This window comes from Halomonas aestuarii, from assembly GCF_001886615.1.
Taxonomy (GTDB): Bacteria; Pseudomonadota; Gammaproteobacteria; order Pseudomonadales; family Halomonadaceae; genus Halomonas; species Halomonas aestuarii.
Map to the genome: position 1 here is coordinate 860821 of NZ_CP018139.1, position 23945 is coordinate 884765.

The 23945-nt window shown below is 68.1% G+C and carries 25 protein-coding genes; 6 read left to right on the forward strand and 19 right to left on the reverse strand.

The genetic code is table 11. From position 1 onward, the window contains the following. Positions 1 to 9: 9 nt before the first annotated feature. From BOX17_RS03830 to BOX17_RS03900, 16 genes are all read right to left on the reverse strand, one after another. Positions 10 to 678, reverse strand: a complete 669-nt coding sequence (locus BOX17_RS03830; RefSeq protein WP_071942136.1) for a protein-L-isoaspartate(D-aspartate) O-methyltransferase — start codon at positions 676 to 678, stop codon at positions 10 to 12. Next, positions 665 to 1411, reverse strand: a complete 747-nt coding sequence (gene surE, locus BOX17_RS03835) for a 5'/3'-nucleotidase SurE (RefSeq protein WP_071942137.1) — start codon at positions 1409 to 1411, stop codon at positions 665 to 667. Before surE ends, BOX17_RS03830 begins: the two co-directional genes overlap by 14 nt. Then, positions 1411 to 2526, reverse strand: a complete 1116-nt coding sequence (gene truD, locus BOX17_RS03840) for a tRNA pseudouridine(13) synthase TruD (protein WP_086830691.1) — start codon at positions 2524 to 2526, stop codon at positions 1411 to 1413. Before truD ends, surE begins: the two co-directional genes overlap by 1 nt. Beyond that, a complete protein-coding gene (gene ispF, locus BOX17_RS03845; protein WP_071946621.1) occupies positions 2519 to 3013 on the reverse strand; it encodes a 2-C-methyl-D-erythritol 2,4-cyclodiphosphate synthase in 495 nt (164 codons plus the stop codon). Before ispF ends, truD begins: the two co-directional genes overlap by 8 nt. After that, entirely contained in the window at positions 3013 to 3765 is a 753-nt protein-coding gene (gene ispD, locus BOX17_RS03850; protein ID WP_071942138.1) for a 2-C-methyl-D-erythritol 4-phosphate cytidylyltransferase, read from the reverse strand. The genes ispF and ispD overlap by 1 nt, the downstream gene beginning before the upstream one ends. Next, positions 3762 to 4112, reverse strand: coding sequence for a cell division protein FtsB (gene ftsB, locus BOX17_RS03855; protein ID WP_071942139.1), 351 nt, complete (start codon positions 4110 to 4112; stop codon positions 3762 to 3764). The genes ispD and ftsB overlap by 4 nt, the downstream gene beginning before the upstream one ends. Positions 4113 to 4335: 223 nt before the next feature. Next, the gene (locus tag BOX17_RS03860) at positions 4336 to 5394 is read right to left on the reverse strand and encodes a transporter (RefSeq protein ID WP_071942140.1); all 1059 of its coding nucleotides are present in this window, start codon (positions 5392 to 5394) and stop codon (positions 4336 to 4338) included. 155 nt (positions 5395 to 5549) lie between these two features. After that, a complete protein-coding gene (locus BOX17_RS03865) occupies positions 5550 to 5735 on the reverse strand; it encodes a hypothetical protein (protein ID WP_071942141.1) in 186 nt (61 codons plus the stop codon). A gap of 88 nt (positions 5736 to 5823) precedes the next feature. After that, positions 5824 to 6348 (reverse strand): hypothetical protein, encoded by a 525-nt coding sequence (locus BOX17_RS03870; protein ID WP_071942142.1) that lies wholly within the window; start codon positions 6346 to 6348, stop codon positions 5824 to 5826. 41 nt (positions 6349 to 6389) lie between these two features. Then, positions 6390 to 7094 carry a C39 family peptidase gene (locus BOX17_RS03875; RefSeq protein WP_208858091.1) on the reverse strand — a complete coding sequence of 235 codons (705 nt, stop codon included), beginning with the start codon at positions 7092 to 7094 and terminating at the stop codon, positions 6390 to 6392. A gap of 119 nt (positions 7095 to 7213) precedes the next feature. Beyond that, positions 7214 to 8383, reverse strand: coding sequence for a hypothetical protein (locus tag BOX17_RS03880; protein WP_071942144.1), 1170 nt, complete (start codon positions 8381 to 8383; stop codon positions 7214 to 7216). Between the two features lie 52 nt (positions 8384 to 8435). Then, complete coding sequence (locus BOX17_RS03885) at positions 8436 to 9107, reverse strand: hypothetical protein (protein ID WP_125925520.1); 672 nt, start codon at positions 9105 to 9107, stop codon at positions 8436 to 8438. A gap of 2 nt (positions 9108 to 9109) precedes the next feature. After that, positions 9110 to 9628: a hypothetical protein gene (locus BOX17_RS16725; protein WP_125925521.1), complete on the reverse strand. Its 519-nt coding sequence runs from the start codon at positions 9626 to 9628 to the stop codon at positions 9110 to 9112. Positions 9629 to 9630: 2 nt separating this feature from the next. Beyond that, positions 9631 to 10074: a hypothetical protein gene (locus tag BOX17_RS03890; RefSeq protein WP_125925523.1), complete on the reverse strand. Its 444-nt coding sequence runs from the start codon at positions 10072 to 10074 to the stop codon at positions 9631 to 9633. 348 nt (positions 10075 to 10422) lie between these two features. Beyond that, entirely contained in the window at positions 10423 to 11808 is a 1386-nt protein-coding gene (locus tag BOX17_RS03895; protein ID WP_083582063.1) for a sigma-54 interaction domain-containing protein, read from the reverse strand. 199 nt (positions 11809 to 12007) lie between these two features. After that, positions 12008 to 13144: a GNAT family N-acetyltransferase gene (locus BOX17_RS03900; RefSeq protein WP_071942147.1), complete on the reverse strand. Its 1137-nt coding sequence runs from the start codon at positions 13142 to 13144 to the stop codon at positions 12008 to 12010. A gap of 108 nt (positions 13145 to 13252) precedes the next feature. Here BOX17_RS03900 and BOX17_RS03905 point away from each other — a divergent pair, with 108 nt between their 5' ends. The 5 genes from BOX17_RS03905 (at position 13253) to BOX17_RS03925 (ending at position 19634) form a co-directional block, all read left to right on the forward strand. Beyond that, positions 13253 to 14647 carry an aldehyde dehydrogenase family protein gene (locus tag BOX17_RS03905; RefSeq protein WP_071942148.1) on the forward strand — a complete coding sequence of 465 codons (1395 nt, stop codon included), beginning with the start codon at positions 13253 to 13255 and terminating at the stop codon, positions 14645 to 14647. A gap of 101 nt (positions 14648 to 14748) precedes the next feature. Further along, positions 14749 to 16635 (forward strand): phosphogluconate dehydratase, encoded by a 1887-nt coding sequence (edd, locus tag BOX17_RS03910; protein WP_071942149.1) that lies wholly within the window; start codon positions 14749 to 14751, stop codon positions 16633 to 16635. A gap of 89 nt (positions 16636 to 16724) precedes the next feature. Further along, a complete protein-coding gene (glk, locus tag BOX17_RS03915; RefSeq protein WP_071942150.1) occupies positions 16725 to 17693 on the forward strand; it encodes a glucokinase in 969 nt (322 codons plus the stop codon). 16 nt (positions 17694 to 17709) lie between these two features. Further along, entirely contained in the window at positions 17710 to 18654 is a 945-nt protein-coding gene (locus tag BOX17_RS03920; RefSeq protein WP_071942151.1) for a D-hexose-6-phosphate mutarotase, read from the forward strand. Further along, complete coding sequence (locus BOX17_RS03925; RefSeq protein WP_071942152.1) at positions 18651 to 19634, forward strand: carbohydrate kinase family protein; 984 nt, start codon at positions 18651 to 18653, stop codon at positions 19632 to 19634. Before BOX17_RS03920 ends, BOX17_RS03925 begins: the two co-directional genes overlap by 4 nt. A gap of 170 nt (positions 19635 to 19804) precedes the next feature. Here the strand turns inward: BOX17_RS03925 and BOX17_RS03930 are convergent, their stop codons facing one another. From BOX17_RS03930 to zwf, 3 genes are all read right to left on the reverse strand, one after another. After that, positions 19805 to 20467, reverse strand: a complete 663-nt coding sequence (locus BOX17_RS03930; protein ID WP_071942153.1) for a bifunctional 4-hydroxy-2-oxoglutarate aldolase/2-dehydro-3-deoxy-phosphogluconate aldolase — start codon at positions 20465 to 20467, stop codon at positions 19805 to 19807. 29 nt (positions 20468 to 20496) lie between these two features. Further along, on the reverse strand, positions 20497 to 21174 hold the full coding sequence (gene pgl / locus BOX17_RS03935) for a 6-phosphogluconolactonase (protein ID WP_071942154.1): 678 nt from the start codon (positions 21172 to 21174) through the stop codon (positions 20497 to 20499). Between the two features lie 95 nt (positions 21175 to 21269). Then, on the reverse strand, positions 21270 to 22781 hold the full coding sequence (zwf, locus tag BOX17_RS03940; RefSeq protein WP_071942155.1) for a glucose-6-phosphate dehydrogenase: 1512 nt from the start codon (positions 22779 to 22781) through the stop codon (positions 21270 to 21272). Between the two features lie 227 nt (positions 22782 to 23008). Here zwf and BOX17_RS03945 point away from each other — a divergent pair, with 227 nt between their 5' ends. Beyond that, positions 23009 to 23881 (forward strand): MurR/RpiR family transcriptional regulator, encoded by an 873-nt coding sequence (locus BOX17_RS03945; RefSeq protein WP_071942156.1) that lies wholly within the window; start codon positions 23009 to 23011, stop codon positions 23879 to 23881. The last annotated feature ends 64 nt before the right edge of the window (positions 23882 to 23945 follow it).

Below are 23945 nucleotides of genomic sequence, written 5' to 3' on the forward strand. Positions count from 1 at the left end.
CGACTCCTTTCAACGAATGACGCCTTCCAGCAGCGGCACGAAGCGCACCGCCTCGAGCCGCTCTGTCTCGAAACTGTCCTCGCGGCGACGCACGCGGGTCAGCCATTGCCGGCCATCCGGCTGGGCCAGCGGCGTGATCAACACGCCCTCATCGCCGAGCTGGGCGAGCAGCGGCGCGGGCAGCTCGCTGGCGCAGGCGGTCAGCAGGATGACGTCGAAGGGCGCCTCCTCTGGCCAGCCATGGCCCCCGTCAGCCAGGCGCAACCGGGTGTTGTGGACCTCGAGCAGGCGCAGCCGCTCGCCGGCACGCCGGTGCAGGGCATTGATCCGTTCCACCGACCAGAGTTCCTTCACCAGGCGCGACAGCACCAGGGTCTGGTAGCCGGAGCCGGTGCCGACCTCCAGCACCCGGGACGGGGCCTCCTGGATCACCAGCTCGGTCATCCGGGCCACCATCCAGGGCTGGGAGAGGGTCTGGCCATGGCCGATGGGCAGGGAGGTGTCCTCGTAGGCCCGGTGCGCCAGGGCCTCGTCGAGGAAGAGGTGGCGCGGCTCGCGGGCCATGACCTCCAGGACACGGCGATCGCGCACGCCATGGCGGGCCAGGCGGCCCACCATGCGGTCGCGGGTGCGCTGCGATGTCATGCCGACACCGCGCAGCAGATCAGGTGAGGGCATCCAGCCAGTCCTGCACGTCGTCGCGCGCCGCATGCCGGGTCAGGTCGGTCTGCAGCGGCGTGATGGAAACATAGCCCGCCTCGACGGCGGCGAAGTCGGTATCCGGGCCATCGTCGGCGTTCTCGCCCACGGCGGCGATCCAGTAGCGCTGACGGCCCCGCGGATCCTTCACCTCCAGGGGCCGGGCCGCGGGGCCACGGTAGCCCAGCCGCGTGACCCGGAAGCCGCGGATCTCCTCCCAGGGCAGGTCAGGCACGTTGACATTGAGCAGGCTGCGCGGGGGCAGCGAGAGCTGGTCGGCAGCGCCCACCAGGCTCGCCGCCACCCGCCCCGCCGTCTCGAAGTAGCGATTGCCGACCAGCGACATGGCGATGGCCGTCATGCCCAGGTTGCGCCCCTCCATGGCGGCCGCCACGGTGCCGGAGTAGAGCACGTCGTCCCCGAGGTTGCCGCCGTGGTTGATGCCGGAGATCACGAGATCGGGGCGCTCGTCCCAGACGCCGTTGACCCCGAGATAGACACAGTCCGCCGGGGTGCCATCGACGCTGTAGAAGCCGTTGTCGAGCGACGAGAGCGCCAGCGGCCGGCTCAGCGTCAGCGAGTTGCTCGCCCCGCTCTTGTCGCGGTCGGGCGCCACCACGCGCAGCTTCGCATGGGCCAGCAGGGCATCATGCAGGGCATGCAGCCCCGGGGCATGGACGCCATCGTCATTGGAAAGCAGCAATCGACGCATCAACGGCTCCTGTCGGAGGAAGGGGGCTCGAGGGTCGGGTGAGCGATCAGCTCACGCAGCACGGCCGTGGCGAAGGCGCCCCGGGGCAGGCTGAAGGATAGCCAGAGCTCATCGTCGCCGCGCGTCAGTGCCGGGTCGACGAGGCGCAGCCGCAGTGCCCGGCGAGCCAGGCGGACCCCGGCATGCTCGAGCCCGCCGCACAGGCCGGGGTAGCCCGCGGCCAGGGCCTCCTCCCGGGCTCGGGCCTCGCCGGCGGCACGGGAGGCGCCGACGCCCCACAGCACGCCGGCGGGATGCAGGTCGAGTTGTGCCGCCCTCTCGCGCAGCTCGGCGAGCTGCCCGGCATCGTCCGGCGCGACGCCGAACTGGCTGGCACTGCCGTCGAGCATCACCACCTCGCCGGGCAGGGGCGTCGCCCAGCTGCCGTCGCGGATGCGCTCGGCCAGCAGCTCGTTGAAGAGGAAGCTGCGGGCCGCCGACAGCAGCATGCCCTCGCGATCGTCCCGCTTGCGCCAGCCTCGCGCCAGCACGGCGCGGGCACGCTGCAGGTTGCGCCCCTGGGGGCCGAACCGCTGGGGGCCGAAATAGTTGGCGACCCCCTCTTGGCAGAGGCGCTGCCAGCGCGACTCGAGGTCGGCATCGGCCACCGCCGCCCCGGTGAGTCGCAGCTGGAAGCGGTTGGCGCGATGCACGCCACGCTTGAGCTTGCGGGGATGGCGAGCCTGATCGAGCACCCGGATACCGCGCTCGGCGAGCCGCTCGACCAGGCCCTCGGGGGCCTCGCGCCCCGGCAGCTGCACCGACAGCCACTGGCGCGTCACGGCCACGCGATCCTTCATCCCGGCAAAGCCGACCACCCGCGGCGAGACCTCGCACAGACGGGCCAGCTCCCGGGCCACCATGGCGGTGGTCAGGTCGCGCTTCTCGAGGAAGAGCCAGAGGTGCTCGCCCTCGCCCTCGGGGACGAAGTCGAGCACCTCCTCGACCCGGAAGTCCTCGGGGGCGGCACGGTAATCGCCGGCCGGCGGGGGGCCGAACGCCTCGTCCAGCACCCGCGGCCAGGCCGGCGGCCAGTCGATGGCATCCTCCAGTCGTGGCGACGAGGGCTCACTCACCGGGCTCCTCCCTCTCCGGCCGGATCAGCAGTGCCACCGCCTCGGCGGCGATGCCCTCGCCGCGACCGGTGAAGCCGAGTCGCTCGGTGGTGGTGGCCTTGACGTTGACCTCGGTGACCGCGACGCCGAGGTCCTCGGCGATGCGGGCCGCCATGGTGGAGACATGCGGCGCCATCCGGGGCGCCTGGGCGAGCACCGTGGCGTCCAGGTTACCGACCCGGTAGCCGGCCTTGCGGACCAGCCCCGTGACGTGACGCAGCAGGGCACGGCTGTCGGCCCCGGACCAGGCCGGGTCGGTATCGGGGAAGTGGCGACCGATGTCGCCGAGGGCACACGCCCCCAGCAGGGCGTCGCAGACCGCGTGCAGCAGCACGTCGCCGTCGGAGTGCGCCACGAAGCCGTGATCGAAGGGGATGGCGACGCCGCCGATCATCAGGTGATCGCCCTCGCCGAAGCGATGGACGTCGAAGCCATGGCCGATTCGCATCATGCGCGGTTCGCCCCGCACGGGGGCGCCTCGAAAGTCGACGAGGTGGCCTGGGCGGCCCGCTGCTGGGCTGACAGCACCAGCTCGGCCAGCGCCAGGTCCTCGGGATGGGTGATCTTGAGATTGTCGCGACGCCCGGCGACCAGCCGGGGCGCCAGCCCGACGGCCTCCACGGCCGAGGCCTCGTCCGTGACGGTGACGCCTCGCGCCAGCGCCTCGGCCAGGGCACGGCGCAGCAGGCCGAAACGGAAGCCCTGGGGCGTGAGGGCATGCCAGAGGCCCGCGCGGGACTCGGTCGCGCGCACCCGGCCGGCGCCATCGTCGCGCTTCATGGTATCGGCGACCGGCGCGGCCAGCAGGCCGCCCACGGCGTCATCGGCCAGGGCGGCCACCAGCCGCGTCAGGTCCTCGACGGTGACGCAGGGCCTTGCCACGTCGTGGACCAGCACCAGGTCGTCCTCCGCGGCCTCCGGGGCGATGGCCTCGAGGGCCCTGACCACCGAATCCACCCGCTCGGCCCCGCCCGGGGCCCGCCGCCAGTCGGCGAAGGGGACCCAGGTGGGGTTGAAGTGGGCATCGTCCGGGTCCAGGCAGAGGCAGAGGCGCGCCTCGGGGAGCGCCTCGTGCAGCCTGGCCAGGGTACGGGCCAGCACCGGGCGCCCGGCCAGCGACAGGTACTGCTTGGGACGGTCGGCACCCATGCGGCGCCCCTGTCCCGCCGCGGGCACGACGAGCCACAGCCGGGCGCTCACTGGCTCCCCTCCGCACCCGGGGCCGGCATGCCGACCAGCTCGGCGTTGACCTCGAGGCCGGTGGACTCCACCGCCACCCCGGGCACCCAGAAGAACTGCTCATCGGTGCGCACCATGCCGATATCGCTGCGCGCCCGCTCCTCGATGGCATCGAGGCCCGTCTTGAGGTCCACGACCTCGGCGGCCAGGCGGGCATTGCGATCGCGCAGCGGCTGGTTCTCGCCCTCCAGCACGGCCACGCGCTGACGCACCTCGGCGAGCTCGCGCAGGCCGCTCTCGCCGAGCCACAGACGGTACTGGAGCAGGGCGATGAGGAGGGTGAGCACGATGGCCAGCCACTTGAGCATGCAGGGAAATTCCGTCGCGAAGGAGTGTCGATGGCGGCATTATGCCATCTTGTGGCGCAGGGCGGCGAGATGCGGGGCACAAGCATGGCAGGGGCGGAAGATCAGGGTGTCCGCGGTCACGGCTACACTGCCGGGCCTCCCCTGTCCATGTGACAGGAAGAAACAAGCAAGCCACCGCCTCCGGTGGCTTGCTTGAACTCGGGATCATCGAGACCCGGATCGACTACATCTGGAAGGGCATGCGGAAGGTCAGGCTGATGTCGGAGGCATCGTCGGTCAGGCCCACGCCGAGGCTGGTGACGATGGAGGTGCTGTCGCTCAGGGCATAGGTCCCCCCGAGGTTGAGCACCCCGACACTGGCGTCGCTGCCGATGACCTTGTTGGTCACCCCGTCCTGGGTCGTCTCGGACTTCTGGATATACTCGTGGGAATAGGAGAGGGAGAGACTCAGGCTTTCTTTCAGAGCAAAGGCCGTCCCGAAGCCGGCACGAATGGTATCCCCCAGCTTCACATCTCCCGGCTGATTGCCCTCGGACGCGGAGATATCGTCAAAGCTCTCCTCGAAATTGTAGGTGTAGCCGAGGTTGGCAAAGACGATGGCGGGGTCCAGGGTCTTCAGCACCGACACTCCTGTGTTGACCCCCCAGACCCCGTTACCGGTTGGCAGCTCCGTGGGCACATTCAGGTTGGAGTTGGGGTCTTCACGCACATCAACCCCGTAAGGATCGGTGCCTGTAGGCGCCCGTACGCCAAGGTTCCAGACGAGATCGGGCCGGGATTGGGTTTCGGGCAGCAGACGATAGGACAATGACAGACTGATATCGCCTAGGTCTGCTTCATCCACCGAGGTCTCACTGTTCTTTTCGGTGGAAAAGTCGTCACCGATGGACTGGTAGGTACTGCTGCGGTAGACAAAGGGCAGATTCAGCCCGACTTCCAGCCGATTGGTCAGACCATAGCGGGTGCTGAGATCGAAGGTCGTGATATGACTCTCTACCGCATCGACATTGATCTCTCCCAGGAAGATGGCGTCGAGAGCGAGAAAGCCCCGGAGGGCCAGCTGGGAGCGATCCGAATAGGAGTAGTTGATGCCCGGCTCGATGGTCAGCCGATCCGAGAAGAGCGCATGCTCCTCGCGCAGGACGTTCTCGACGCTCTGGCTGGGCCTGGCCTCTCGCACCACCTCCCCGTCGTCAGGGCTCATCTGCGCCTGGGTCACCGTGGCGGCACCGGGTAACGCCGCCACGGTGACCAGCGACAGGACCGACACCTTGTTCCGCATGAATGATCTCGAGGTAACCACACATATCTCCTTGTGCTTGAGCAACCAACCTGTCGGTTACCCCTTAGAGCCCTAATTCACACACCACGGGCACGATGGCAACCGCCTTAGGACAGCTGAAGTCTAGACCATCAAAACGTTGACGCTGGACATCCTCAGCGCCTGAGCTGACGCGCCGACTCAACGGCACTGCGCACACCAGGCGCGCCGGCATTGGCACTGCGGCGATCCATGTAGAGTTGCAGCCGGGTCAGGTTGCGCACCTGCTGCAGGTCACTGGTCAGCTGGATCGACTGGCGAAGCCCGCGACTGGGCACGATGGCCTGGGTCACACGACCCATCCCGGGCACCTCGAGCGCGACTCCCATCCCCTCAGCGCCGTTATGGACGGTCATCCGCGTACCAGACGGCAGGCGACGCTCAAGAGCGTCACCGAGAGCCTGGGTGCGCCCCCCCCTTGCGTGTCGACGCATCCAGCACATCGATCTGCAGGTCGTTGGCCGCGGCGTTGAAGTCGCCCCCCGCCTGGATGGTCTGGACCACCCCTCGGGCGTTGCCGGTCCCGGCATCCCGAACGGTTGCCCCGTTGCCGCCGGGGCCGGTGGCGCCCTGCTCCTTCATCGAGACCATGGTGAGGCGTGGTTCGAAGGTCACCTTGGGGACCAGGCCGCGGAGATCGCCGAGCAGGTTGCCCTGCACCATGAGATGCTCGCCCTGGGACGTTCGCCACTCGCTGGTCATCTGCACGCCGAAGAACATCAGGCTACCCTTGTCGACGAAACGACCCCGCATCTGCCCTAGTTCCGCATCGCTCAACTGCCTGCCCGAGGCGAAATCGGTGAAGTCCGACACCGCGGCCACCGCCGGCGGCGCCGACAGGCCCACCGTGGAGATCGCCAACAGGGCGGTGATGCCGCCCCTCCTCACGCTCTGTTTCCAATCGTGCTTGAACATGTTCGTCACCCTCAGATCGACTGTGGTCTCATCCCCTGGTGTCAGAAGAGGTCCGCATGTCGAAAGCCGAAATCGAGCAGTTTCTGCCTGGGCACCGGAGCAAAGACATCCTGCATGCGGTGCGCCGTCAACGGCTGCCGGGGATCAAGCAGCGCGGTATTGCGATCGAACCCTTCACCCACGATGGCGAAGATGATGCTGTTCCATGAGGCCATGAACTCATCCCGCGTCATCACGCGGTTGCCCAGCGCTGGATCTCCCACGTAGACCCGATCCCCACTGGCCTTCTTCATGACCACGAAATGCTTGTATCCCTCGAGGTCCAGCAACACGATGACCGGGATCGAGACCTCCTCCAGGGTATCGGGTGCCACCTCGTAGCCCCGGCCACGGTAGCCGAGGGTTCCCACGTAGTTCTTCAGGTCCAGCAGCGAGAAGCCCCGCTCACGCACCACCTCGGGGTCCGAGACCTCCAGCATGCCGGCGAGCACGGCCTCCTCGGTGATCGAGGGCTGCCGATAGGCATACTTGAGGATGGTGGCCAGCGAGGCCGCCCCGCAGGAGAAATCCGTGTGCTGTTCAACCAGGTTCTCGAAGCGCCGCTCCCGGATGGACTGCACGTCCTTCTGGATCACGGTGCCGGACATGACGTTGCCCAGGCGCACACTGGCCGCCTGGGCTTCAAGAAAGGGAAGGGAAAGCCCCAGGACCAGTAATGGCATCCAACGCCGATAGCTCGGTTTCATGACTGACTCCTTGGCTCACCCTTTGTATGCATGCTTTGCTTCGTTCGAACACCCGGCCTGCCGAGGCAGGCCGGGAATTTCACTGGATGCGGCAGAGGCATCTCGGCAGGTCGAGATTACTACTCAGTGCCGCCACCACCGGTGCCTGCCCCCATGGACGACGAGGCAATGGCCATGGAGTTACGCTGCAGGTTGTTGGTACCGGCGGCCACGTTCACCCCGATGTTGCCGCTGGCACCGCGCAGGGCATTGCCGCCGAGAGACGCGTTGTTCTCATTGGCCACATAGACGGTATTGGTCGTGGTGACGGAACCGGACATGGTGCCCCCCATTCTCATCCTGCCAACTTCGCTGAATCCGAGGGTACCGCCCTCATCTCCTTCAAACCGTCCGTCATCGCCCGCGGTGCCTTGATCATCGAAGTCCGCATGGCCCCAATACTCCTTCCCTGAGCCAGAACCATGGTTGTTACCCTCTTGACCGCCAATCCAGATCTCGGGATAGACATCGTTGGTCTGATTCCATGTGCCATCGTAGGCACCACTTCCAGTACCTCGATATCCACCGCTCATCACACCGGAGACACTAACCCGGACCGTGTCGGTAAAGGTCTCGGTGTGACCCTGGTTGGTGGTGGTGTTGTTGTAGGCGGTCTGAACGCCACCGGCCGTGGCATCGGCGGACCCGCTATTGGTGTTGGCGGAAGCCGCCAGCGAGTTCTGCTGCGCATTGGCGACGCCTGCCGCGACGTTGAGACCGATATTGCCGGTAGCATTCTGGAGCGAGCTTCCGCCCACGCGCGCGTTATTGGGGCTGCCGGAGTTCTGGACCTCGTTCCAGGAGGACGACTGGGCCGAGAAGGCCGCCGCCTGACTGAACACCCGCGCCGCATCAGAGGCGGAGAGCGCGGCATCATTGGCCTGGCTATTGTTGTCGCCGGCCGCCACGTTGATGCCGATATTCCCAGAGGCGCCAGCCCCGACGCCTGCCCCCACGGTGGCATTGTTGTCGGAGACCTGATTGTCCACACTGTTGAAGTCATTCATCTGCTTGCTGTCGACCGTGGCACCGGAGTAGTGCCGCGCCGGATCCCTGGCATTCACTCTTACCCTGAAGGACTTGTCGGTATCGGAGGAGTGCATGAGATCGACAGCGATGTTGTTGGTGAAGTCCGAATTGATGGAGCTGTTGGTTTCGAACTCGTTGGGGTGGCCCTCAGCCAACGCATAGGGCGCGGCCATCAGCGCGGTAATTGCCAGTGCCAGCGGTGCTTTCTGGAAGGTTTTCATGGTATTTCTCCTGAATGAACCGAATCGTTCTGATTGCTGCATTGCTGTGTCGCTACTGCCCCAGCGCCATGTTCATGCGGAAGCTGTTGCGCGTAGCGTTCCCCGTGCCGGCTGACTGGTTGACCTGGATGACACCCCGGGCCCCCTCGAAGGTCGTCTTGTCGATCTCGACCTTTCGGGAGGATTGACCCGAGCCGTCACCGGTTCCACTCAGCCTCTGCTTGTCGGCCATCACCTGCTGCAACGTAGAGTCGCTGAGGTTGCTGGCCGATATGCCCAGAGCCACGCCGAAGTCGTTGCTCTGCACATTCCCCTCGCCCGCTGCCTGATTGATCGACAGCCAGCCATCGGCCTGTCGATAGGCGCGGTCCTGAATCTGGACACTGTCCTGCGTGTTGCCTCGTTGCTCCTCGATCCTCGACCGCTGCAGGAGGGTGTTGGTCGCATTGGCCACCTTGCCGATGGCAATGGCGCCGCCGTTGTTCTGCAGGTTGCCGTCGCCGGCCGCCATGTTGGTGGAGCTGACCCCGCTGACGCTGCTCAGGGCGCTGCCGTTCAGGACGGTGCTGTTGCGCATCCCCGGAAACTCCTGAGCCGCCGCGGTCAGCTGCAGGCCACCCGCCAGCAGGCAGGCCGTTGCCATGGCCACAATTCCCTTTCTTTGGCGGTGCAGGATTTCACCAACCGATCCGCCGCCGATGTTGTCCGTGTGATGCGTCGCCATGATCAATTCCGTCCTGTCAGTGGTGAGAGTGCCTTGCCGACGGTTCCCGAGAGACCGGAGGTGATCGAGCCGATGCTGCCTGTCGCCGAGCCCCCTCCGAGACTTGCCGGCGCCCGATGGCTACCGCCTGCGCTCGCGGTGGTGCCTCGGGAGAGCTGGCTGTCCGTTCCCAGCGCTCGATGCAGCGGCCCCATCGCGCCTCCGACGCTCCCCCGGATACCGGCCGCGCGCTCATCCGAGAGTGAGATGGCCTGGATGCCGGTCAGGCGCTGCTGCAGGGCCATGGCGTTGTCACGAGCATTGACCCTTGCCTCGATGGGGCCGTCGTGGCGATCACTTCTCCCGACAGGCACTGGTTCGACGCGGCGCAGCACGACGACGTCACCTGGACGCACACCGGGGTTCAGCCGATGGCTAGCCCCTGTATCCGCTGCACCGACACTGGCCGAGGAGCCGATCAGGAGGCTCGTCAAGAGCGTGAATCGAGCGAGCCTGGTGACCTGAAGTCGCTGAATCGTCATGGTTACTGCCCCCGCCCGGTTGTCACCGTGGTGCTCTGCTGATTGCCGAGCCCGGTGGAAATGGACCTGCCGGCCCCCTTGCCATCACTGCCGGTTCCCTGGCCGTGACGTTCATCCCAGAGGATGACGAAGTCTGCGCCACCCTCATCCAGCACCCGAGCATCGACGTAACGGCCGCGGATCGACGCGAGGGAGCTGTCATCCAGACGCTCGGCCAGATGCATGCCGGTGACGCCAAATATCCCTGCTGCTGACCCGGCGTCTTCCGTTGCGGTGGCGCTCGCCTGGGCGAACTGCGTGACTGCCAGGCCTGCTGCCAGCAGGCCCATCATCGCCAGCTGCTTCAGTGAAGCTTCGCCAGGGAGACGGTGACTGCCTGCACGACCCGTCGCAGCCCCGGCGTGGTGGCCTGCCTGATGGCGCGGTGCGATGGCGGTGGGTTGCATGGCGGCGTCTCCGTAACATCTCGTGACTCTTCGTTACTAAAACTAGAGCAATCGCCGTGCTAACTTTATAACTTATTGTTTTTATTGTATTTAGAATTTCGCCTCCGTAACTTACTGTTAACTTGGTGTAACAGGACGAGATGCAAGGTAGGCGATTGGTGATTGGGATCCCGGTAGATGCCAACGAATCAGTCGGTTAACCGCATGAGAGGTGAGTGTCACAGTGCTGAACCCTGTGGCGGCCTGTTCGCCGGGTGTCACAGAAAAATGCCTGCCTGGGAGCCAGGCAGGCATGATGAGAAAAGTGCAAAGGGAAGGAGACCAGAGAGTCTCGAGGAGAGAGGCAGTCTAGCGCTTCGCCGGGGCGCAGGCCCCAGGGCGGGTCAGGCCGTGCTTATCCATCAGCCGATAAATGGTGACACGAGACACCCCAAGCTCCTCGGCGGCGGGGAGCACCTTGTGCTTGTTGCGGCCCAGGGCGGCGACCAGCGCCTCACGCTCGGCCGTGTCCCTGGCCTGGTCGAGCGACATGCCATGACGCGCAATCTTCCGCCGTTCGATGCCGAGGTCCTCAGGCTGGATCAGGGGGTTCTCGCACATGACCATGGCACGGCGTATCCGGTTGATCAGTTCGCGAACGTTCCCCGGCCAGTGGTACTGGCGCATGACCAGCAGGGCCTCACGGGAGAAGCCTTTCAGGCGAGCCGATTTCTCGCCCGAGAAACGCTCGAAGAAGTAACGCGCCAGGATTTCGATGTCTTCCTGGTGCTCACGCAGGGGCGGCACCTTGATCTGTAACACATTCAAGCGGTGATAGAGGTCTTCCCGGAAGCGGCCCTCCTCGACGGCCCGCTCGAGATCGACATGCGTGGCCGCGATGATGCGCACGTCGACGGCGATATCCTCCAGGCCACCGACGCGCTGGATGCTGCGAGTCTCGAGAAAGCGCAGCAGGTTCACCTGCAGCTCGAGCGGCAGGTCACCGATCTCGTCGAGAAACAGCGTCCCGCCGTCGGTGGCCTCGATGCGTCCGATCTTGCGCTGGCCCGCTCCCGTGAAGGCGCCCTTCTCGTGGCCGAAGAGTTCTGACTGGATCAGATGGTCAGGCAGGGCACCACAGTTGATGGCATGACAGGCCGCCGAGGCCCTCGGCGAACGCTCATGGATGGCCTGGGCCGTCAGCTCCTTGCCGGTGCCCGACTCGCCACTGATGAACACTGGGGCGTCCACCGCGGCCACCTTGCGAATGGTCTGGAACAGCGTCCACATGGCCGGGGTCGTCCCCACCATCTCGTACTCCGCCGCGTCCGACGACATGGCGGCGGCACTGTGTCGACGCTCGACATCCTGACTCTGCAGGCCAGAAAGGAAGGCCGCATGCTTCATCAGGCACCCCAGGTCGGCGCTTGCCACGCCCGGCTCAACGACGCCATGACAGAGGGTCGCGACGAGCCTGCGGTTTTCGGCGTTGTCGATGGCAGAATCAGACGCGACCGCCAGCCACAGGCATTGGCTCCTGATCATCAGGGACTCCAGATGGCCCAGGTGCTTGCTGGACAAGCCCTCCAGCAGGACCACCCCGACCCCGCACCCGGTGCTGTCCAGCTCCCCACACTCCGAGAACGGAGGGGACAGCCGGTGCACCTCCCAACCAAGCGACCCCAGCAGCTCTTCCAGATGGCGTGCGCCCTTCGCCCCGACATCGACCAGCCAACAGCGCGCTTTACCTTCCATTGCATCTCACCCCACTCCTTGTCAGCAGTGAACTGCCCTGCCTGCCAAGCCCGTGGACGATTCAGCTTCCGTCCGTGTCAGCATCTCCCTGCGGCTGCCCTTGCCGGACAGCCGTGAATGCATGAGCATTCGCTTAACGCTAATGAAACATTCTGAAACCGATTGGTTACATTCAACGTTGAAGTATAGCAGACCCCGGTCACTCTCTCCTGTAGGGCAGCGCCGCCTCGGCCGCACGGCAGTAGGCCTCGACGTGGGTCGCCTCCTCGGCGCAGAAGCGCGCGACGGCATCGCGCAGCCGGGCGTCGGCGATGTGGTGCAGCGAGGTGAGCCGCTGCGGGGCGAAGCCCCGGGAGAGCTTGTGCTCGCCCTGGGTGCCCGGGTCGAAGCGGGTCAGCCCCCGCGCCAGGCAGTGCTCGATGCCCTGGTAGTAGCAGGCCTCGAAGTGCAGGCAGTCGGCGGTCACCTCGCTGCCCCAGTAGCGCCCGTAGAGGGTACGCGCGCCCTGCAGGCAGAGCGCGGCGGCCACCGGCCGGCCGTCGAGGCGTGCCTGGATCAGCAGCAGCGACTCGGGCAGGGTGCGGCGCAGGCGCTCGAAGAAGTCGAGGTCGAGGTAGCCATGACGGCCGCGCTCCAGGTAGGTGATCTCGTAGCAGCGGAAGAAGTGGGCCATGGCCGCCTCGTCGATGGCCTCCCCCTCCAGGCGGTGCAGGGTCAGCCCCTGGTCGGCCACCAGGCGCCGCTCGCGCCGGATAGCCTTGCGCCGCTTCGCGGTCAGGGCGGCGAGAAACCCCTCGAAGTCGCCATAGCCGCGATCGCGCCACTGGAACTGCACCCCGCGGCGCGCCAGCAGGGCCGGGCGGGCCTCGCGCCAGGCCGCCACCTCGTCCGCCCGGGCGAACAGCAGGTGCCAGCTCGACAGGTCGCGCTCCTCCCACGCGCTGGCCAGCAGGCGACGGGCGACCAGCGGATCGAGGTGCGGCGCCAGGGCCAGGCGCGGCCCCGGGGCGGGGGTAAAGGGAATCGCCGAGAGCCCCTTGGGATAATAGTCGCCACCGGCACGCTCCCAGGCGTCGGCCCAGCCCCAGTCGAAGACGTACTCCCCGTAGGAGTGGTGCTTGTGGTAGTGGGGCAGGATCCCGACCAGCGCCTCGCCCTCCCAGAGGGTCAGGTGGCGCGGCACCCAGCCGGTGGCGGGGCTCGCGGCCCCGCTGGCCTCCAGGGCATGCAGGAACTCGTGGCGCAGGAAGGGGTGGTCGTCGTCGACGAGGGCGTTCCATTGCGCCGCCGGCACCGCCTCGATGGCGGACACTTCACTCAGGACCAGTTCCGACATGGGGCCTCCCCGGGAAAGACGGGCCGGCGGCTGACAAGCCACCGGCATAGCGCATACATTGTGCGCAGACCCTTACCAGCGATTCCACCACCCACCCGGGAGACGCGCATGGCCGACGCCCGCAGCCTGCAGGCCCACCTGGATCACCAGCGCCACGCCTTCGCCGCCGAGCCCTACCCCTCGGCGGCGACCCGTCGTGATCGCCTCGACCGGCTGGCGACCATGACCCGCCAGCATCGAGACGAGATCGTCCAGGCGATCCGCCAGGATGCCGGCCATCGGGCCGAGGCGGAGACCCGCCTGGCAGAGATCGCCACCCTGCTCCAGGCCGTGCGCCATGCCCGCCGCCGCCTCAAGCGCTGGATGAAGCCCCGCCGAGCGGCCATGCCCTGGCGACTGGCCCCCGCCCGGGCACGCGTCCATCGCCAGCCGCTGGGCGTGGTGGGCATCATCGCACCGGCCAACTATCCTTGGCAGCTGGCCCTGATGCCGGCGGTGGACGCCCTGGCCGCCGGCAACCGGGTGATGATCAAGCCGAGCGAGCAGGCCCCCACCACCAGCGCCCTGTTGGCAGGACTGGTGGAACGCTACTTCGACCCCGCGGAACTCTGCGTGATCGAGGGCGACGCCGAGGTCGGCCGTACCTTCGCCGCCCTGCCCTTCGACCACCTGCTCTACACCGGGCCGGCGCGCCATGGCCGGACGGTGGCCACCGCCGCCGCCCAGCACCTGACCCCGATCACCCTGGGGCTGGGCGGCAAGACCCCGGCCATCGTCGCCGATGACGCCGACCTGGCCCATGCCGCCCGGCGCATCGCCTTCGGCAAGTGGTTCAATGCCGGCCAGACCTGCATCGCGCCGGACCACGTGTTGATCGATGCCGCCCGACTGCCCGACTTCGTCGAGGCCCTGCGCGAGGCGGTCGCGGCGTTCTATCCGAAGGGCACGGCCGGCGACGACTATTCGGCCGTGCCCGGCGAGGCCTCGCGCACCCGCCTCGAGGGCATGCTGGCACAGGCGCGTGACCACGGCTGCCGGGTGATCGAGCTCGGCGAGCGGGTGGAGTTCACCCACGGCGTGAAGCTGCCGCCGACCCTGGTGATCGATCCCACCCGGCGCCTTGCGATCATGCAGGAGGAGGTCTTCGGTCCCTGGCTGCCGGTCATCGGCATGCGCGACTTCGACGCCGCCCTGGAGCGGGTCACCGAGGGCCCGCGTCCGCTGGCGCTCTACGCCTTTACCGACGACCCGGCCCGTCGCCGACGCCTGGTGGAGCAGACACGCTCCGGCGGCATGGTCTTCAACGACACCCTCTGGCACAGCGCCGTGCCCGGCCTGCCCTTCGGCGGCGTGGGCGAGAGCGGCATGGGCAGCTACCACGGCGAGGCCGGCTTCCTGCGCTTCAGCCACCAGCGCAGCGTCTTCGTCCAGTCCCGGCGCAGCGCCGTCGGGCTGCTGAACCCGCCCTACCGGAAGTGGCTGCTCAAGCTGCTCGGACTTTAAGGTAATAAAACTACAAATCGAGTCGAAATACGGCTAGCATGGGCGGAATTCCGCAAACGATATTGGTAAACTTACCAAACTGAACAGAGCCGAGGTGCTTCATGGCCAGCACGACCCCCGCCCTCAACGACACCGTCGCCGACGTCACCCGCCGCATCCGCGAACGCTCCGCCGAGCGGCGCGCCCTATACGAGCGTCGCATGGCCGACCAGCACCGCCGTGGCGTGCATCGCGGCGAGCTCTCCTGCGGCAACCTGGCCCACGGCTTCGCGGCCTGTGGCGCGGCGGACAAGGACGCGCTGAAGCTGATGAACTCGGCCAACCTGGGGATCATCTCGGCCTACAACGACATGCTCTCGGCGCACCAGCCGCTGGAGACCTTCCCCGAGACCATCAAGGCCGCGGCGCGTGCCATGGGCTCCACCGCCCAGTTCGCCGGCGGCGTACCCGCCATGTGCGACGGCGTCACCCAGGGCCAGCCGGGCATGGAGCTGTCGCTGTTCTCCCGCGACGTGATCGCCATGGCCACCGCCGTGGGGCTCTCCCACAACATGTTCGACGGGGCCCTCTACCTCGGGGTCTGCGACAAGATCGTCCCGGGGCTGTTCATCGCCGCGGCCCGCTTCGGCCACCTGCCGGCCATGTTCGTGCCGGCGGGCCCCATGCCCAGCGGCCTGCCCAACAAGGAGAAGGCGCGCATTCGCCAGCTCTTCGCCGAGGGCAAGGCCAGCCGCGAGGACCTGCTGGAGGCCGAGTCCGCCTCCTACCACAGCCCCGGCACCTGCACCTTCTACGGCACCGCCAACTCCAACCAGCTGATGATGGAGATGATGGGCCTGCACCTGCCCGGTACCTCCTTCGTCAATCCCGGCACCGAGATGCGCGAGGCGCTGACCCGCTACGCCACCGAACAGGCGGTCCGCAACACCGAGCCCGGCGGCGAGTATCGCCCCTTCTACAAGCAGATCGACGAGCGCGCCATCGTCAACGCCATCGTCGGCCTGCTCGCCTCCGGCGGCTCCACCAACCACACCCTGCACCTGGTGGCCATGGCCGCCGCCGCCGGGCTGACCCTCACCTGGGACGACTTCACCGATCTCTCCGCGGTGACGCCGAGCCTGATGCAGGTCTATCCCAACGGCCAGGCCGACATCAACCATTTCCAAGCCGCCGGCGGCATGAGCCTGCTGTTCCGCGAGCTGCTCGGCGCCGGGCTGATCCACGGCGACATCCCCACGGTGTTCGGCACCGACCTGACCGAATACACCCGGGAGCCCTTCCTCGAGGACGGCACCCTGGTCTGGCGCGAGGGGCCGGAGAAGAGCCTCGACGATGACGTGCTGCGCCCGGTCGCCACGCCCTTCGCCCCCACCGGCGGCCTCACCGTGCTCGACGGCAACCTGGGCCGCGGGGTGATCAAGGTCTCGGCGGTCCGGTCCGAGCATCGCGTGGTCGAGGCGCCGGTCCAGATCTTCGAGGACCAGAACGATCTGAAGGCGGCCTTCGAGGCCGGCGACCTGGACCGCGACGTCATCGCCGTGGTGCGCTTCCAGGGCCCCAAGGCCAACGGCATGCCCGAGCTGCACAAGCTGACGCCCTACCTCGGTGTGCTGCAGGATCGGGGCTACAAGGTGGCGCTGGTCACCGACGGGCGCATGTCCGGGGCCTCCGGCAAGGTCCCGGCGGCCATCCACATGAGCCCCGAGGCCCTGGACGGCGGGCCCCTGGCGAAGCTCCATGATGGCGATATCGTGCGACTGGATGCCGACACCGGCAGCCTCGAGGTGAAGGTCGACGCCCACGAGTGGGCCGAGCGAGCGATGCGGGTCGGCGACCTGGACCACTACCACGTGGGCCTCGGCCGCGAGCTGTTCGGTGGCTTCCGCCACCTGGCCATGCGCGGCGAGGAGGGCGCCGGGGTCTTCGGCGGGTTCGAGGCCGACGACCTGGCGCGCCAGGAGGGCCAGATCCACGACGAGGACGCCTGAATGACTTGCCCTGCCTTGATGAGTGGACCCGGTCGAGAGCCGGGGCACCACACCCTGCTGGCGCAGCCGCTTGAAGAGGCGAACTCACCATGACCCGACCCGCGCTTATCGGCGATATCGGTGGTACCAACGCGCGCTTCGCGCTGGTGGCGCCGGACACCTTCACGCCTCATGACATCCAGAGCCTGCCCTGTGCGGACTATCCCGGCCTGGTGGAGGCGGCACGCGACTACCTGGCACGGGTCGGCCTGACCGGAGACGACGCCCCGCGGGAGGCCTGCCTGGCCTTCGCCTGCCCGATCCGCGGCGACCGGGTGACCATGACCAACAATCACTGGGCGTTCTCCCGCCAGGCGGTCCAGGACGCGCTGGGGCTCAGCCTCTTCAAGGCGATCAACGACTTCACCGCCCAGGCGCTGGGTGTCCCTCACGTGGCGACCGACGACCTGGTGGAGGTACAGCGCGGCGAGGCGATCCCCCATGCGGCCAGGCTGGTGATCGGTCCCGGCACCGGGCTCGGCGTGGCCGGGCTGTTCCCCGGCCGCCAGGCCTGGATCCCGCTGCCCACCGAGGGCGGCCACGTGACCTTCGCGCCCACCGACGAGCGCGAGCAGAACCTGCTGCGGCACTTCCGCAACCGCTACGGTCGCGTCTCGGTGGAGCGCATCCTGTGCGGCCAGGGCCTGCTCGACCTCTATCTGGCCCACTGCTCCCTCAAGGGCGCCCCGCCCCGGCTGGCGAGCCCGGCCGAGGTCACCGAGGCGGCCGCGGGCGGCGACCCGGTGGCCCGTGATACCCTGCTGCGGTTCCTGAAGATCCTCGGCGACGTCTGCGGCGATGCCGCCCTGACCATGGGGGCCCGCGGCGGCGTCGCCCTGTGCGGCGGCATCCTGCCCCGCCTGCTCCAGTGGCTTCCCGAGAGCCGCTTCCTCGAGGCCTTCACCGCCAAGGGGCGCATGGGCGCCTACACCGGGGCCATCCCGGTCCAGGTCGTCACCGCGCCCTGGACGGGCCTGCTGGGCGCCGCCGAGGCCCTGCACAATCCAGAGGTCGAATGACCACCGAGGAGATCGCATGATTCCCGAATCGCTCGCCGCGCTGGTCGAGGAGACCCGCGGTCAACGCCGCGTCCACTGGGCCGGCCGTGAGGTCTGGCTGGCCAACGAGGCCTGGGGGCAGCTCGCCGTGTCGCTGCAGGGCGCGCAAGTCCTTCACTATCAATCCGCGCCCGAGGCCGCGCGAGCCGCAGGCGCTCCGGCGCCGGCAGACAGTGCCGCCAAGGAGGCCCTGGTGCCTGGCGGCTGGCTGTGGGTCACTCCCACGCCCCAGGACCTGCCCGGCGCGATCCGCGGCGGCATCCCGCTCTGCTGGCCCTGGTTCGCCGACGAGAACACCGCCGACGAGTCGCCGGACCGCTCCGGGCCGATGCACGGCCCGGCGCGCAAGGCCGACTGGCGGCTGGATGCCGTGGACGAGCATGAGGAGGGGGTGGAGCTGCACCTCTCGCCCGAGGAGCGCCTGCACGGCCAGCTGATCCCCCGCGCGGTGATCCAGGCCAACGCCCGGCGCCTGCACGTGGAGCTGATCACCGAGCACGTCGGCGAGACGCCGGTGAAGATCACCGGGGCCCTGCACAGCTACCTGGCGGTCGACGATGCCTTCGCCTGCCGGGTGGAGGGCCTGGCCGGCGCCACCTACCTGGACAAGCTGGCCGACTTCGCCGAGCGCGACCAGCAGGGCGAGCTCGGCGTGCGCGGCCCGCTGGATCGCATCTACCGCAGCAATGCCGAGCTGCGCCTCGACGACGGCACCCGCCGGCTTCGCATCGCCCGCCAGGGCAGCGACTCGGCGGTGGTCTGGCATCCCGGCGACGCCCCGCCCGGCGACACCTCCGTGGAGGCCGCCCGACACTTCCTGTGCGTCGAGGCGGCCAATACCCGCCTCGACCCGGTCTGGCTGGTCCCCGGCGCCCAGCACCTGCTGGGCACCACCCTGAGCAGCGAGGACACGACACCATGACCCCCGTCATCACCTTCGGCGAGGCGCTCGTCGACCTGCTCTCCAGCCGTCTCGGCGAGCCCGCCGGCGGAACGGCGGATGCCCCGGAAGTCTTCACCCCCTATGCCGGTGGCGCCCCCGCCAACGTGGCCGTGGCCTGCGCCCGCCTGGGCGTGCCGAGCCGCTTCCTCGGCATGCTCGGCGAGGATCACTTCGGTGACTTCCTGGCCGCGGAGCTGGCCGCCCACGGCGTCGACACCTCCGGCGTGGTGCGCACCCGCGAGGCGCGCACGGCCCTGGCCTTCGTCTCCCGCGACGCCGACGGCGAGCGCACCTTCGACTTCTACCGCCCGCCGGCGGCCGACCTCCTCTATCGGCTGGAGCACCTGCCCGCCGGGGTCTTCGCCGACCCCGCCATCGTGCACTTCTGCAGCAACAGCCTGACGGAGCCCGAGATCGCCGAGACCACCCTGGCCATGGCCGAGATGGCGCGCCGCGCCGGCTGCCTGGTGAGCGTGGACGCCAACCTGCGCCATAACCTCTGGGCCGACGGCACGGCCGACATCAGCCTGGTCACCCGCCTGCTCGACGCCGCCGACCTGCTCAAGCTCTCGACGGACGAGCTCGACGACCTGCGCGCCGACCATCCCCGGGAGGGCTGGCTGGCCGAACGCCTCGCCGCCGGGGTAAAGGTCGCGGTGATCACCGACGGCCCGGGGCAGGTCTCCCTGCTGGGCATCGGCCGGGAGGAGCGGATCACGCCACCGGTCGTGCAGGCCGTGGACACCACGGCCGGCGGCGATGCCTTCATCGGCGGGCTGCTGGCCGAGATCGCCGAGCTCACCGCCGCGACGGGCGTCGATAGCGCCTGGCACCAGGACACGGCCTTCCTGCACCGGGCCGTGGAGACCGCCTGCCGTTGCGGCGCCCACGCCGTGACCCGCCCCGGGGCCTATGCCGCCCTGCCCGACCGCGAGGACCTGGCACGCCTGCGGCGCTGATCGCGGCCCGCTCGTCCCACTCTCCCCACCCCGGGCCGGCCCTGCCGGCCCGGGGTGTTTTCGATCTCACCAAACGCCACCCAAAAAAAACCCCGGCCAGGGGCCGGGGGAAAACGACAGCAATCGGCTGTCGAGAGAGCACAGGAACAACCGGGGTGGACAGGAAGGCCTCAGTGGTGGAAGCGCTCCGCCGCCTCGCGGGCCAGGGAGCGGATGGCATCCCAGTCCTCGGCGTCGACCAGCGACTTGGGGGTCAGCCAGGAACCGCCCACGCACATCACGTTCTTCAGCGCCAGGTAGTCCTCGGCGTTGTTGATGCCGATCCCGCCGGTGGGGCAGAAGCGTGCCTCGGGAATCGGGCCGGCGAAGGCCTTGAGCGCCTTGACCCCGCCGCTGGCCTCGGCCGGAAAGAACTTGAAGCGCCGGTAGCCGTACTGCCAGCCCACCATCAGCTCGGAGACGGTGGCGATGCCCGGCAGCATGGGCACGGGGCTGCCGACGCCGTAGCGATAGAGCGCCTCGGTGGTGCCGGGGGTGACCACGAAGTCGGCCCCGACCTGCTCGGCCTGGCGATACTGGGCCGGGGTCAGCACGGTCCCGACGCCGACGCTGGCCTGGGGCAGCGCCGCCTTGATGCGCTCGATGGCCTCCAGCGCGCAGTCGGTCCGCAGGGTGATCTCGAGCACCGAGAGGCCGCCTTCGACCAGAGCCCTGGCCAGGGGCACGGCATCCTCGATGCGCTGGATCGCCAGCACCGGGATCACCTCGGCCTTGAGGCAGATGCTGTCGAGCTCGGTGATGCGGGTGGACGGCAGCTGTTTGTCGATCGTCATGTGATAGCTCCAGAAAGTCGGGCGCGGGCTCAGGGGGCCCAGTAGATGGCTGCCGGGCAGGCCAGGAAGGCGCGGATAGGCAACTCTCGGACGTCATCGCCGGAGAGGGCCCGGGCCAGCACGTCGCGCTTGTCGCTGCCGGTGATGTGCAGGAAGTGGCGCCGGGCCCGATGCAGCCGCTCGGCACTCAGGGTGATGCGCGCCTGGGGCTGGCTCGGGGTGCGCACCGCCACCAGCGGCTCTTCCGTGGTCAGCGCCAGGGCGAGCTCCTGGCTGTCGGGGAACAGCGAGGCCGTATGGCCGTCGCCGCCCATGCCCAGCACCACGGCGCTGGCCGGCCAGGCCAGCCCCGCGAGGCGTGCCGCCACCTCCTCGACCCCCTGCTCGGGCGTCTCGGCGGCGCTGGTCAGGGGCACGAAGGTGGCCTCGGCGGCCGGCCCCTGCAGCAGGTGCTCGCGGACCAGGCGGGCATTGCTGTCGTCCGCGTCCTCGGTCACCCAGCGCTCGTCGGCCAGCGTCACCTCGATGCGCGCCCAGGGCAGGTCCATGGGGGCCAGGGCCTGGAAGAAGGGCACCGGGGTCGAGCCGCCGGACAGCACCAGCAGGGCGCGCTCGCGGGTTGCCAGGTCGGCCCTCAGGGCCTCGGCCACGGCCTCGGCCAGCTGGCGGGCGAGCTGTTCGCGGGGCGTCGGGGTCGTGTCGGTCATCTCAATGGTCCTCGTACCCGCTGCGGCCGTCCCGGGTGATCATGGCGGCCTCGAGAGAGTCGCCACCGGCCCCCGGGGCCAAGCGGTATTGCATATCAGTAGTCTTCATACCAGCTGCGACCGTCCTGGGTGATCATGGCGATGGAGGCGACCGGCCCCCAGGAGCCGGCGGGATAGCGCCGGGGCGGCTCGTCACGGTCCGCCCAGGCCTCCACCAGGCTGTCGCACCACTGCCAGGCATGCTCGACCTCGTCGCGGCGCACGAAGAGGTACTGCTGCCCCTTCATGACTTCCAGCAGCAGTCGCTCGTAGGCATCCGGAATCCGGGTCTTGGGAAAGGCGCTGCTGAAGTCCAGGTGCAGCGGGCCACGTCGCAGGCGCATGCCCTTGTCCAGGCCGCTGTCCTTGGTCAGGACCTCCAGGGCGATGCCCTCCTCCGGCTGCAGGCGGATCACCAGCTTGTTGGCGGCGAGCCCGCGCTGGTCGGGATCGAAGATGTAGTGGGGCTGCTGGCGGAAATGGATGATGATCTGAGAGAGCTTCTCCGGCATGCGCTTGCCGGTGCGCAGGTAGAAGGGCACCCCGGCCCAGCGCCAGTTGGCCACCCCGGTCTTCATGGCCACGAAGGTCTCGGTATGGCTGTCGGTGTTGGCCCCCTCCTCCTCGAGGTAGCCCGGCACGGCCTGGCCGTCGTTGGTGCCGGCCATGTACTGGCCGCGCACCACGTCACGCCCCAGCATGTCGTCGGTGAAGGGCTTGAGCGCCTTGAGCACCTTGACCTTCTCGTCGCGGATGGCATCGGCGTCCAGGTTGGCCGGCGGGTCCATGGCGATCAGGCAGACCAGCTGCAGCAGGTGGTTCTGCACCATGTCCCGCAGCTGGCCGGCCTCGTCGAAGTAGCCCCAGCGCCCCTCGATGCCCACCTTCTCGGCCACCGTGATCTCGACGTGGGAGATGTGGTTCTGGTTCCACTGGGTGCCGAACAGCGGGTTGGCGAAGCGCAGCGCGATCAGGTTCTGCACCGTCTCCTTGCCGAGATAATGATCGATGCGGTAGACCCGGGACTCGGGGAAGACCGCGCCGATGGCATCGTTGACCTCGGCGGAGGACTCGAGATCGAAGCCGATGGGCTTCTCGACCACCACGCGGCTCTGGTCATCGAGGCTGCCGCTGGCCTGAAGGTTGCGGCAGATGTCGCCATAGATCTTCGCCCCCACCGAGAGGTAGACGACCATGGGGCGGGCCAGGCCGTCCTGGCGCCACTCGCGGACGGCGGCGTAGCCCTCGGGCTCGAGGAAGTCGAGCTGCAGGAAGTCCAGGCGGGCGAGGAAGCGCTTCAGCACCTCCCGATCGAGCTCCGCGGCATTCACGTGGGTCTTGAGCGATGCCTCGACCCGGCCCCGGAAGCCCTCCCGGTCGAGCTCCTGGCGCGCCAGGCCCAGCATCCGGGTGCTGTCGTCCAGGAGCCCCTCGCGGTCGAGGTGATAGAGCGCCGGAAAGAGCTTGCGCTGGGCCAGGTCGCCGAGCGCACCGAACAGCGCCAGATCGATTGCGGTGCTGCCGGCATCGGTGGCCCGGGCCTCGCCGGGTCGCTTGCGTTGTGTCATGTCCGCCCCATCTGGTTAACTTACTCAAAAAATAGCGCATACAGGGCGATGCCTGCAATATATTTATGTAAGTTTACAACAATCTCGTGGCGCGACGAAGATGACTCCGCCCGCTCCCTTTGCGCTTCCCTCAGGATAGCCAGCATAATGTAGTTAAATCACCACATCACCCGTGTTCCATCCTGCGCCGCCGATGGCGCCCCGTCGTCACGGAGACTGCATTGCCCATGGTCAGACACGATCTGCTCGACCGCATCCGCCGGCAGCTCGACGAGCTCAACCGATCCGAACGCAAGGTGGCCGACGTCATCCTGGCCGATCCGACCTCGGCCACCAGCATGAGCATCGCCACCCTGGCCCAGCTCGCCTCTGTCAGCGAGCCCACGGTCAACCGCTTCTGCCGAAGCTTCGATGCCAAGGGCTACCCGGACTTCAAGATCAAGCTGGCCCAGAGCCTGGCCGGCGGCACGCCCTACGTCAGCCAGGCGGTGGAGCCGGACGACTCCGCGGCCGAGTACACCGGCAAGATCTTCGGCGCCACCATCGCCGCCCTGGACCAGGCCCGCCGCGAGGTCACCCCGGAACGCATCGAGCGCGTCGTCGACTACCTGACCCAGGCCAGGCAGCTGCACTTCTTCGGACTGGGCGCCTCGGGCGCCGTGGCCCAGGATGCCCAGCACAAGTTCTTCCGCTTCAACCTGCCGGTCACTGCCTACGTGGACGTGCTGATGCAGCGCATGGTGGCCGCCGCCTGCCACACCGGCGACGTGGTCGTGGTGCTGTCCTGGACCGGCCGCACCCGCGACCTGGTCGATATCGCCCGGCTGGCCCGAGAGAACGGCGCCGTGGTGCTCGGCATCACCGCCCCCGATTCGCCGCTGGCCGCCGAGTGCACCGAGACCCTGGAGGTCGCCACCCCCGAGGATACCGACTACTACATGCCCATGACCTCGCGCATGATCCAGCTGACGCTGATCGATGTCCTGGCCGCCGGCATGACCCTGCGGCGCGGCGAGGACTTCCTGCCCCACCTGAAGAAGATCAAGGACAGCCTGAAGGTGACCCGCTACCCCGCCGACGGACGCGACGACCAGGGTTGATCCTGCCGTGCACGACTTGCCAGGCCGCTGGCGAGACACAACAATGGCGGGCCATTGATCACTC